Raw genomic sequence first — 10462 nt, forward strand, 5'->3', positions numbered from 1 at the left:
AGCACGCCGAACGCGACGATGAACGCGATCTGCGCGAGGAACAGGATGGGGATCACGCCGAGCGCCGCGAACGTCGACGCCAGCACGAGGCCCGCCGACGTGATGACGCCTCCGGTGACGGCGAGTCCGCGCAGGATCCCCTCCCGCGTGCCGTGCAGCTGTGACTCCTCCCGCACCCGCGTCATGAGGAAGATGTTGTAGTCGATGCCGAGGGCGACGAGGAACACGAACCCATACAGCGGCACGGCGGGGTCGGCGCCCGGAAAGTGGAAGATGCCGTCGAACACGTAGGCGGAGACGCCGAGCGATGCCGCGAACGACACCACGACCGAGAGCACGAGCAGCACGGGTGCGAGGATCGCGCGCAGCAGAAGCATCAGGATGAGCAGGATCACGACGAGCACGATCGGGATGATCGTGTTGCGGTCGTGGATCGACGCGTCGTTCGAGTCGATGGCCACCGCCGTCACTCCCCCGACCAGGATGCCGTCGTGAAGCCGGGTGAGGTCGGCGCGCAGCGAGCGCACCGTCGACTCCGCGGCATCCGAGTCGGCAGGATGCGTGAGGGTCGCCTGCAGCATCACGTCGCCGTCGACGACGGTCGGCGCTGGTGTCGGGGTGCCGGGCGGGCCGAGCGGTTGTATGCCGTTCTTCGTCACCGGCGCCGTACCGCTCGGCGAGTCCTTGGCGACGACGGTCACGGACGACACTCCGGAGTGGTCGAGCAGGAGGTTCGCCATCGGTTGCAGCTGAGACTCGGGGCCCACCACCATGGCCGGGCTGCCGGATCCGCCCGGGAAGTGGTCGGCGAGCACGTTCTGGCCGTCGCGGGCATCCGAGTGTCCCAGGATGAGGTCGCTCTGCGGAACACCTTCCGCCTTCAGCTGCAGCAGGCCGGTCGCGCCGGCGAGCAGGGCGATCGTGCAGACGATCCAGAAGACGCGGGGCGCCCGGCGGATCCACCCGGCGACGCGTGCCCACAGTCCGCGCGCGTGCGGTCCGACGACCTGCGGATGCGCCGAGCCGAGTTTCGGCCGCACCGGCCAGAACGCCACCCTGCCGAACGCGAGCAACAACGACGGCAGCAACGTCATGGCCGCGAGGAACGCGAACACGATGCCGATCGCCGCCACCGGTCCGAGCGCCTTGTTGGAGTTGAGGTCGCTGAAGAGAAGACAGAGCAGGCCCACGATCACGGTGCCGGCCGAGGCGACGATGGGACCGAACGCGCCGCGAATCGCCGCCCAGGTCGCCCTCCACCTGCTCCCCTCGTCGCGTAACGCCTCGCGGTATCGCGAGACGTAGAGCAGCGAGTAGTCGGTGGCCGCGCCGATCACGAGGATGAACAGAATGCCCTGTACCTGACCGTTCAGCTGTACGACGCCCCACTTCGCCAGCCACCACACCACGAGCAGCGCAACGCAGAGCGCGAACATCGAGGTGGCAAGCACCAGTACCGGCAGCAGCGGCGACCGGTAGACGATGACCAGGATGACGAACACGGCAGCCAGCGCCACGGCGAGCAGGATCCCGTCGATGCCGCCGAACGCGGCGACCAGGTCGGCGGTGAATCCGGCCGGGCCCGTGATGTACGAGTTCACGCCGTTCGGCGTGCTCGAGTCGAGGTGGGTTCGAAGCCCCGCGACGTGTGCGTCGAGGTTCGAGTCGTCCACGAAGGGCACGAAGACCTCGGCGGCCTTGCCGTCCTTCGACGACACAGGTGGCGACACGTCGCCGTGCACGCCTGGCAGGCCGGCGATCGTATTCGAGTCTTCCCGGATGGATGCCAGGTCGTCCTTCGTCAGACCCGACGAACGCTGGTAGACGACGATGGCGGGCACCGCGCTGCTGCCGCTGAACTTCGGCTGCAGGTCGGCGACCTTGGTGGCATCCGCACTGGCCGGCAGATAGCTGGACTGATCGTTGCTGGAGACCTGGGAGACGCGCCCGAAGAACGGGCCACCCACGCCGGCCAGGGCGAGCCACACCACGATGAGAACGGCGGGCAGCAGAATCCGGAGCCAGCGCGGCACCCGCGTGTTCTCGACAGTGCTCATAGTCGAGCAATATAGCTAGCGTATCTAGTTATAAGCAAGGCTAGAGCATTCGACGTCAGCGTGGTACGTCGCCGCGCCATGCTCCTGTCGCCGTGCCCTGGGCCTCGATGAGGCGCTTGAAGTTCTCGAGATCCTTCTTCACCGCGTGGCTGGCGACACCGAGCTTCGCTCCGGCCTGCTCCACAAGGCCCTCCGGCTGCCAGTCGATCTGCACGGTCACCCTCGAGGTCTCGTCGCTGAGCTTGTGGAACGTGACCACACCGGCGTTGCGGGTCTCGCCTTCGATGCTGGTCCACGCAATCCGCTCGTCCGGATGCTGCTCGGTGATCTCGGCGTCGAACTCACGCGTTGCGCCACCGATCGTCACTCGCCAACGCTGATGCGTGTCGTCGAGCTGGGTGATCGCATCCACCTCGTCGAGAAAATCCGGGAACGATTCGAACTGGGTCCACTGGTCATACGCGGTCGTGACCGGAACCGTGAGGTCGATGCTTTCGTTGATCTGAGCCATGGCTCCTCCTTTGCGAAGCCTCCAGCCAACGGAATGGGTTCAAGACTCGATAGGGGTTGCCACACGACCGGTTCGCCACCGATGATCCGGGTGGATGCTCGGTGCTCGGTGGGAACGGATGGCTAGCCTGGCATGCATCAAGCCCGCACATACACTGGCGATATGGGGCAGGCGCGAGACCGTCCGGACGTCGGGCCCGACGCCGTGCTCGACCCGCGCGTGATCGATCCCGACCAGGAGCTCGTGAGCTTCGAAGGGCTCGGCGACGCGGAGATCGCTCAGATCGTGCACGTGCTCGCCGCCATGCGGAACTGGCGCGAGGCGGAGCAGGAGATCAGCTTCCGGTCCCGGAACGAGATGAAGCTGAACGAGACCGACATGAAGGCTCTGCGGTTCCTCGTCGCTGCGAAGAATCAGGGCGTTCTCGTGACCCCCAGCGGCCTCGCGGATCACTTGCACATCTCGACGGCGTCGACGACGAAGCTCCTCGACCGCCTGGAACAGGCCGGGCACATCCAGCGAGGCCCTCACCCCACCGACCGTCGCGCTCTCGTCATCACAATCACGCAGCAGACTCACGAACAGGTCCGCGACAGCGTCGGACGGATGCATGCCCACCGGTTCGACGTCGCCGCGAGCCTCACGCCTCGAGAACGTGAGGTGGTCATCCGCTTTCTCGAACGACTCGTCGAGACGGACCCTGGCGCGGCGGACGAAAGCGAAACGGCGCAGGGCGCGACGGGGCCGGGTTAGCCGAGCCCCGCGCTGCTACAGCGCCTGCCGGAGTGCCTCGCCCGGCGTCGGCGCCGAAGGAATGTAGGTGCAACCCTCGTACAGCGGCCACACTGCCCAGGCGCCGGCGTCGTTGCGGTACAGGTATCCGAGGACCGTGTCGTCGCGCACGATGTTCCACGGTTCGCCCGCCTCGGGCTGTACGAGGGTGAACGGCGTGTTGTTCACGACGACGAGTTGCGATCCGGGCTGCGGCTGGAAGTTCTCGAGCATGGTGAGACGAATCTTAGACCGGCACGACGCGTAACCTGATCAGTCCTCGAAATCGCCGTATGCGCCGCCCCAGCCTGGCTCGAGTTCTGCGGTTCGTGCCCTGAGCTGCGCGAGCGCTATGCCGTCCATCAGCTCTGCGCCGTCGGACTCTACGCTCGAGGTCCAGATCGGGCAGCCGTCTCCGAGCACGAGCTGTGCGAATTGGCGGGTGCCGTCGTCGTCGATGAACGGCACCTCAGCGACCTCGAAACGGTGAAGCCGGGCAAGGGCCACGGCGTACACCAGGACGGCGTCGGCGAGTGCTGTTCCGGTCAGTATCGATGTTCCTGCGATATTGATGCGCTTCATGATTCCCCAACGGGCGGTGTTGCCGGCTCGCCGGGGTCCGGGGCGACCTTGGCAACCACGGTACGCGCAATGCCTGAGCGGACGCCCCCCTTTACAGGTCGAGATCGCGCCCTACGATGCGCCTGGCGACATCGTCGAGCCGTTCCCGATTGTTGCGTGCGTAGGAGCGGATCAGCTGGAATGCCTGGTCGACGGGAATGCGCCGCTGGTACGACACGACGCCCTTCGCCTGCTCGATCAGCACCCGGCTGTCGAGCGCGTGCTGCAACTGCTCACGGATGAGCTCGCCCTCCTGTGCCTCGCGGCGCTGCAGGATGCTGATGGTCGCGACATCCGCCATCGCCTGCGCCGCCACCTGGTCGAGCTCGGGCGGCATGCCGGCGTGCTCGGAGAACAGGTTCAGCGATCCGATCGTCTGCCGCCGCAGTCGAAGCGGCACGCAGTACACGGAGAGGATGCCCTCACGCGACGCGATCGCGCCGAAGCGGGACCAGCGAGGATCGATCTCGTCCATCTCGGGGATCAGCACGGGCCGACCGGTGCGGAAGCACTCGGCGCACGGGCCGCCGTCGGGGTCCAGCTGGAGCAACTCGATGAGACGCACCCGCTCGGCCGTCGCGGCGACGACATCCAGCTGCCCTCGTTCGTCCTGCAGCAGGATGCCTGCCTCGCTGGCATCCAGAACCGCCTGGCACCGCTCGACGAGGGTCTGCAGCAGATCGATCGGGTCGTAGCCGGTGACGAGATTGTCTGCGAGCATGGCGAAGGACTCCAACAGCGTGGATTCGCGCGCGTCTTCCTCTGTATGCCGCACTACTCGCCACCTCGCACAGAGCCCAGCCCGGTGCTCCCCTCTTCCGAGAAATCCAGCCGGAACGCCAGGATGTCTTCGGAGATCTCCTGCACCGGCCTGCCAGTCGAAAAGGCGTGTGCTCGGATGATGAGTGCGGCGTCCTCGGGGGCGACGCCGAGTTGGGCGATCACCACTCCCGTCGCCTGGTGAAACTGCTGCCGGGAGTATTTCCGGCGCGGCGGTATCCGCGGGCTCGCTCAGCGACAGCAGGATGCGACGCAGAACGAGGCGCGCCGCCGTCGCGGCGAGACCGACGGCGCGCGCGTACTCGCCATCGGCCAGTTGGCCGGGAACCTTGCGATAGAGGTCGACGGCGCCGACGTGGAGCGGACCGAGAGTCAGCGGAAACGCGAACATCGCGCGCACCGGGGTCGACTGGATCGCGTCGATGAACGCCGGCCAGGTCCCTCTTGGCGCGTCGCGAACGTCGTCCTCGAGCACCGGTCGTTGATTGCTCACGGCATCCCAGCAGGGACCTTCGCCGAGATCGAACTGCAGTTCATCGAGGTGTGCGGCGTTGCCGTCCGACGCGCAGACCGTCTCGGGAGCGACGAGATCGCCCAGAGTCGACAGCGCCGCGCCCGAGATCTTCAGATCCCGAGTGAACGGGGCGCACAACCTCGCGTCGTACTCGTCGGCTGTGGCCGAGACCATATCTGGTCGCCTCCTCGTCGTGACACTCGGTCGCGATACCAACGTAGCGTCTGCCCGGTGCACGGCCGCGTCAACCCCTGGCGCGTGCCTTTCGGACGCCGGCTCTGTGCAGCCCAGCTCTCCCTACACTGTCGATATGCGATCGAAGCGGATGCCGGCGTGAGCGCGGCGCACGAGCACGACTCTGAACGTACGCATGGTGGCCATCGCGCGGCCGTCATCACCGTTTCCGACCGCGCGGCAGCGGGCACGCGCGTCGACGAGTCCGGCCCCCTGACCGCGGCGCTGCTGGCCGACGCCGGTTGGCACGCCGACGTGCGGGTCGTGCCCGACGAACTTGACGCGATCGCCGGCGGCATCCGCGCGGCTGTCGCCGGCGGCGCCCGGCTCGTCGTCACGACCGGCGGAACCGGCCTGGCACCCCGGGACGTGACGCCCGAGGCGACGATCCCTTTGCTGGACCGCCTGCTGCCCGGGATCGCCGAGGAGATCCGACGGGTGGGCTCTGCGGGGATTCGCACCGCTGTGCTTTCGCGCGGAGTCGCCGGTGTGCGCGACGGCGCCCTGATCGTCAACCTCGCCGGGTCGCCGGGAGCGGTGCGCGACGGCGTCCCGGTCGTGATCGCGGTCGCCGATCACGTCGTGCAGCAGTTGGGCGGCGGCGACCATTCCGCCGCGGAGTCGAGAGAGGATGCCCGCTCGTGATCGTGCGCGCGCGGCTGTCGGAGGGTCCGCTTGATGCGACGCTGATATTGGCCGAGGTCGCCGCGGCGGATGCCGGCGCCACCGCGCTGTTCGTCGGCACGGTGCGCGACCACGATCCGGGCGCGGCGGGCGAGGTGGTGCAGCTGGAGTACACGGCGCATCCGGATGCCAATGCCGTGCTCGAAGAACTCGCTCGGGCGCTCGATGGGGAGGGCGTTCGCATCTCGGTCAGCCATCGGATCGGAACGCTGGCCGTGGGAGACGTCGCCATCGTCTGCGCCGTCTCCACCGCGCACCGTGCTCAGGCGTTCGAGATCTGCCGCGAGCTGGTGGAACGCGTGAAGGCCGAGCTGCCGGTGTGGAAGAAGCAGATCGAGGCGGACGGCTCGTCGTCCTGGGTGGGGCTGGGCCGCGCGCTCTGAACTGACGCCGAGGGTGCGAGTGCGTCCGCGCAAAAGTGCGGATTCTTGCGCCTGATCTCACCCGCCGGCGAAGGGCGGGAGCACGTCGACGGTCGCGTCGACCGGAACCGCATCGTCGTCGCTGAGCCGTGCGCCGTCGACGCGGACTGCACAGCGCTCCAGCACTCGTGCGAACTCGGCGCCGTGCTCAGCGCTGAGCGCTGTTCGCAGCTCACCGAGCGTGAGCTGATCGTCAAGATGCTGCTCGTCGAGGCCGGCCGCTTCCGCGGCGCCGGCGAAGAATCGGATTCTCATGACTCGGACGCATTCGTGTGACGTTCGATCGCGGCGCGGGTCGCCGCGGCGGCGTCATCCATGGTCATCCCACCGGCGACGGCGACGCCGACCAGGTAGGTCGTGAGCGGACCTGCCGGCCGCATCACGCCGTGCGCGGCGTCGCGGGTGAGGTCGAGCAGCTGCCCGGTCGGCACCTGCGACGGGTCGAGGCCGAGTGCTTCGGCGAGCTCCGTCACCCATGCGTCCAGGTCTGCCGGAGAATCGCTCATTCTTCGATAGTGCTGGATGGCCGCCCAGGTATCAAGGTCGACCGAGGCGCCGACGCTGTCCGGGATGACGCGCAGGCGGCGACCGTCGAGCATCCGCCGAACCGATGCCCCGGCCGGGTCGGGCAGCGCCGCGACCGCAGCGCGCAATGCCTTCGTGCTGTACCGCCCGGCGAGCCACTGCTCGCGGCCGTCGGCATCCGAAAGGATTACGCCGTCCGCGTCGGCGAGCGGTTCCGTTCGAAGGGTGGCGACGATGCGGTCGGCCCGCGGAAGGTCGCACGCGAGCAGCCAGGTCTCGTCCGGGGCCGGCTCGGGAAGGGCATCCAACCCGGCGACGAGGGCGGCGACCGGGCCGCCGAACGGAGGATGCTCGCGCACCACCGTGACCCCGTCGCGCGCGAGAGCGGGCGGGCCGACGACGATGACCGGCGAGCATCCTTCGACCGCATCGAGCACGTGGTCGAGCAGGGCGCGGCCATCCACCTCGACCGACGCCTTGTCAGCACCGTCCAGCCGGGACGCGCGACCGCCAGCGAGGATGATCGCGGCGGTGTTCACCGGGTCGCGTCTCCCGGCGTGGCCGTCGGCTCGGCCGAGCGCAGCCAGTCGCCGCTCTTGCCCCCGGTCTTGCGCTCGAGCCGGATGCGCTCGATCGACACCGACTTGTCCAGACCCTTCACCATGTCGACGACGGCGAGCGCGGCCACCGAGACCGCGGTGAGCGCTTCCATCTCGACGCCGGTGCGGTCGGCCGTGCGCACGGTCGCCTCGATGCGCACGCCGTCGTCGACGATCTCGAGGTCGACGGCGGCACCGTGAACGCCGATCACGTGCGCGAGCGGAAGAAGCTCCGGGGTGCGCTTGGCTCCCTGGATGCCCGCGATGCGCGCGACGGCGAGCACGTCGCCCTTCGGCGTCGATCCGTCCCGGAGGGCGGCGACGACTCGCTCGGAGCAGCGCACCAATCCGGATGCCGTCGCACTGCGCACGGTCGGCTGCTTCTCCGTGACGTCGACCATGCGGGCGGAACCCGCGGCATCCAGATGCGTGAACGGCTGCGCAGTGCCGGCCGCGGTCGCGGGATCGGTCATGTCAGCACCATCACGGTCACGGGGTCTCCCTCTTCGACGCGCTCGACGTTCGTGGGCACGATGGCGAGTCCCTCCGCCGCGGCGAGCGAGCTCACCAGGTGCGATCCGCTGCCGCCCACGGAGGCCGGACGCACCGTCTGCTCGTCGTACACGACCGGTACCACCTGTGTTCGTGCCGGCGGGCAGGTCCACGATGCGCCGGCCGTGCGTGTCACGAGCGGACGGTTGATGACCGGATGCCCGCCCATCGCGCGCAGCGCCGGCCGCACGAACATCTCGAACGACACCGCCACGCTGACCGGGTTGCCGGGGAGGCAGAAGACGAGAGTGCCGTCATCCGTCGTGCCGAAGCCCTGCGGCTTGCCCGGCTGCATGGCCACCGGCTCGAACGCGATCGATCCGACGCCGTCGAGCACCGCCTTCACCACGTCGAACGCACCGACGCTGGCGCCGCCGGAGAGCACGATGACGTCCGGTCGGGCGTCACCCCGCAGGCCGTCGAGCACGCGGCGCAGTTCGGATTCGTCGTCCGGTACGCTGTGCACGCCGGACACCTCGGCGCCCGCCGCCCGCAGTGCAGAAGAAAGGAGCACCGAGTTCGATTCGGGAATCTGTCCTCGCCGAGGCGTCTCCGCCGGCGGCACGAGTTCCGAGCCGGTGGAGATCACAGCGACGCGGGGCTTGCGGTACGCGAGAACGTCATCGTGTCCGGCGGAGGCGATCGACGACAACTGCCACGGCCCCAGCTCGGCACCCGCGGGCACCGAGATCGCGCCGGCCGGAGCATCCTCTCCGACGTGCCTGATGTGCGCGCCCGGCAACGGCTCCGTCGTCACGACCACCCACTCGGGAGCGACGGCGGAGATCGCGGTGCCGAAGTCGGTGTGCTCGAGGGGCACGATCGCATCCGCGTCGCTCGGCACCGGCGCACCGGTCATGATGCGCGCCGCTTCGCCTGCACCGAGCGGCGGGTCGAGCTCGGAACCCGCCGGAACGTCGGCGACCACGTGCAGCCGGGCGCCGGGCGACGCATCCGCTCGGCGCACGGCGTAACCGTCCATCGCGGAGTTGTCGAACAATGGAACCGGCCAGCGGGTGCGCACCGGCTCGGCCAGCACCAATCCCAGCGCCTCGGCCAGCGGGACGCGTTCGGCGGGCAACGGATGCGCCGCACCGAGCACGCGGCCCCGGTGCTCTTCGACCGTGATCATGCGCGTACCCGCCGGTGCACGCGCATCCAGGCGTCGTATCCACCGTCGAGGATGCGGATGTCGGCATCCGGATGCTCGGCCAGCAAGGTGCGCGCGGCGATGCGGGCGCGAGGCCCGGTCTGGCAGAACACGACGACCGGGCGGTCGAGCGGGAGCAGCGGGGCGTCCGTCGTCAGGTGCGCCAGCGGTACGGATCGCGCACCCGGGATGCTTCCGGCGGCGAACTCGTCCGGCTCGCGCACGTCGATGATGGCGGGGTCGCTCAGGTCGCTCAGCTCGGCGACGCTCACGCGGCGCACGGCGTCGGGTCGGGATGCCTCGGCGAGCGGTCGCGGGATGGAATTACCGGCATGCGCGCGGCTCGGTACCAGCGGGACCTCGCTCGTGGTCGCGGTGAGCGCGTCGATCACGAGCATGCGGCCGAGCAGGGTGCGGCCGACGCCGCAGACCAGCTTCACGACCTCCGCGGAGAGGATGCCGCCGAGCTGGCCGCACAGGGCGCCGAGCACGCCTGCATCGGCACAGGAGGGGGCGTCTTCCGGCGCGGGCGGGTCGGGGAACACGTCGCGCAGGTTGACCGGAGCGACCGGGCTCATCCCTGGGCCGGTCGTCGTGCCGGCCGCGTTCATACCGAGCGCGGTCGTCGTGCCGGCCGCATTCATCCCTGGTGCGGTCGTATCGGACGCGGTCGTCGTGCCGGTCGGCGGACGCGACCAGAACACGGTGGCCTGGGCATCGAATCGCAGCACGGAGCCCCAGACGAGTGGGATGCCGAGTGCGGCACAGGCATCCGCTACCGCGTATCGCGTCTCGAAGGTGTCACTGCCGTCGACGACGATGTCGTATCCGGTGAGGAGAGGCGCTGCGTTGGCGGCGTCGAGGTACTCACGGATCTCGACGACCGTGGTGTGCGGCGACAGCTCGCGCACGCGCTCGGCCGCGACGGCCGCCTTCGGACGGCCCACGTCGGTCGTGCCGAACGCGATCTGACGCTGCAGATTGGTGGCATCCACCACGTCGTCGTCGAGGATGCCGAGTGTTCCGACGCCGGCCGACGCCA

Annotated in this window: 13 protein-coding genes; 3 read left to right on the plus strand and 10 right to left on the minus strand. The window is 69.0% G+C overall.

From position 1 onward, the window contains the following. Positions 1–2057: MMPL family transporter (locus ACTHNC_RS07830; RefSeq protein ID WP_440294037.1), on the minus strand; the 2057-nt coding region annotated here is incomplete at its 3' end. Positions 2058–2112: 55 nt separating this feature from the next. Next, positions 2113–2568 (minus strand): SRPBCC family protein, encoded by a 456-nt coding sequence (locus ACTHNC_RS07835; RefSeq protein WP_440294038.1) that lies wholly within the window; start codon positions 2566–2568, stop codon positions 2113–2115. A gap of 162 nt (positions 2569–2730) precedes the next feature. Here ACTHNC_RS07835 and ACTHNC_RS07840 point away from each other — a divergent pair, with 162 nt between their 5' ends. Continuing rightward, entirely contained in the window at positions 2731–3321 is a 591-nt protein-coding gene (locus ACTHNC_RS07840) for a MarR family winged helix-turn-helix transcriptional regulator (protein ID WP_440294039.1), read from the plus strand. Positions 3322–3336: 15 nt separating this feature from the next. Here the strand turns inward: ACTHNC_RS07840 and ACTHNC_RS07845 are convergent, their stop codons facing one another. From ACTHNC_RS07845 to ACTHNC_RS07855, 3 genes are all read right to left on the minus strand, one after another. Next, entirely contained in the window at positions 3337–3573 is a 237-nt protein-coding gene (locus tag ACTHNC_RS07845) for a hypothetical protein (protein WP_440294040.1), read from the minus strand. Between the two features lie 39 nt (positions 3574–3612). Then, positions 3613–3921, minus strand: a complete 309-nt coding sequence (locus tag ACTHNC_RS07850) for a hypothetical protein (protein ID WP_440294041.1) — start codon at positions 3919–3921, stop codon at positions 3613–3615. A 91-nt stretch (positions 3922–4012) separates the two neighbouring features. Next, positions 4013–5428 carry a GAF and ANTAR domain-containing protein gene (locus ACTHNC_RS07855; RefSeq protein ID WP_440294042.1) on the minus strand — a complete coding sequence of 472 codons (1416 nt, stop codon included), beginning with the start codon at positions 5426–5428 and terminating at the stop codon, positions 4013–4015. A 159-nt stretch (positions 5429–5587) separates the two neighbouring features. Between ACTHNC_RS07855 and ACTHNC_RS07860 the strand changes: the two genes are divergently transcribed. Then, entirely contained in the window at positions 5588–6133 is a 546-nt protein-coding gene (locus tag ACTHNC_RS07860) for a MogA/MoaB family molybdenum cofactor biosynthesis protein (protein ID WP_440294043.1), read from the plus strand. Then, a complete protein-coding gene (locus tag ACTHNC_RS07865; protein WP_440294044.1) occupies positions 6130–6555 on the plus strand; it encodes a molybdenum cofactor biosynthesis protein MoaE in 426 nt (141 codons plus the stop codon). Before ACTHNC_RS07860 ends, ACTHNC_RS07865 begins: the two co-directional genes overlap by 4 nt. A 57-nt stretch (positions 6556–6612) precedes the next feature. On the opposite strand, the gene ACTHNC_RS07870 is transcribed toward ACTHNC_RS07865, so the two are convergent. The 5 genes from ACTHNC_RS07870 to ACTHNC_RS07890 form a co-directional block, all read right to left on the minus strand. Beyond that, positions 6613–6849: a MoaD/ThiS family protein gene (locus ACTHNC_RS07870; protein WP_440294045.1), complete on the minus strand. Its 237-nt coding sequence runs from the start codon at positions 6847–6849 to the stop codon at positions 6613–6615. Beyond that, complete coding sequence (locus tag ACTHNC_RS07875) at positions 6846–7658, minus strand: NTP transferase domain-containing protein (RefSeq protein WP_440294046.1); 813 nt, start codon at positions 7656–7658, stop codon at positions 6846–6848. The genes ACTHNC_RS07870 and ACTHNC_RS07875 overlap by 4 nt, the downstream gene beginning before the upstream one ends. Next, entirely contained in the window at positions 7655–8191 is a 537-nt protein-coding gene (gene moaC / locus ACTHNC_RS07880; RefSeq protein WP_440294047.1) for a cyclic pyranopterin monophosphate synthase MoaC, read from the minus strand. The genes ACTHNC_RS07875 and moaC overlap by 4 nt, the downstream gene beginning before the upstream one ends. Further along, positions 8188–9402, minus strand: a complete 1215-nt coding sequence (locus tag ACTHNC_RS07885; protein ID WP_440294048.1) for a molybdopterin molybdotransferase MoeA — start codon at positions 9400–9402, stop codon at positions 8188–8190. Before ACTHNC_RS07885 ends, moaC begins: the two co-directional genes overlap by 4 nt. Continuing rightward, a partial coding sequence (locus tag ACTHNC_RS07890) for a ThiF family adenylyltransferase (protein ID WP_440294049.1) occupies positions 9399–10462 on the minus strand: 1064 nt, incomplete at its 5' end. The genes ACTHNC_RS07890 and ACTHNC_RS07885, both read right to left, overlap by 4 nt.

The organism is Humibacter sp. (genome assembly GCF_051954055.1).
Lineage (GTDB): Bacteria > Actinomycetota > Actinomycetes > Actinomycetales > Microbacteriaceae > Humibacter.

Bases quoted from the DNA above. Each gene is read 5' to 3' on its own strand.
- ACTHNC_RS07835 (WP_440294038.1), bottom strand. From the start codon at position 2,568: ATGGCTCAGATCAACGAAAGCATCGACCTCACGGTTCCGGTCACGACC.
- ACTHNC_RS07840 (WP_440294039.1), top strand. From the start codon at position 2,731: ATGGGGCAGGCGCGAGACCGTCCGGACGTCGGGCCCGACGCCGTGCTC.
- ACTHNC_RS07845 (WP_440294040.1), bottom strand. From the start codon at position 3,573: ATGCTCGAGAACTTCCAGCCGCAGCCCGGATCGCAACTCGTCGTCGTG.
- ACTHNC_RS07850 (WP_440294041.1), bottom strand. From the start codon at position 3,921: ATGAAGCGCATCAATATCGCAGGAACATCGATACTGACCGGAACAGCA.
- ACTHNC_RS07855 (WP_440294042.1), bottom strand. From the start codon at position 5,428: ATGGTCTCGGCCACAGCCGACGAGTACGACGCGAGGTTGTGCGCCCCG.
- ACTHNC_RS07870 (WP_440294045.1), bottom strand. From the start codon at position 6,849: ATGAGAATCCGATTCTTCGCCGGCGCCGCGGAAGCGGCCGGCCTCGAC.
- moaC (WP_440294047.1), bottom strand. From the start codon at position 8,191: ATGACCGATCCCGCGACCGCGGCCGGCACTGCGCAGCCGTTCACGCAT.
- ACTHNC_RS07885 (WP_440294048.1), bottom strand. From the start codon at position 9,402: ATGATCACGGTCGAAGAGCACCGGGGCCGCGTGCTCGGTGCGGCGCAT.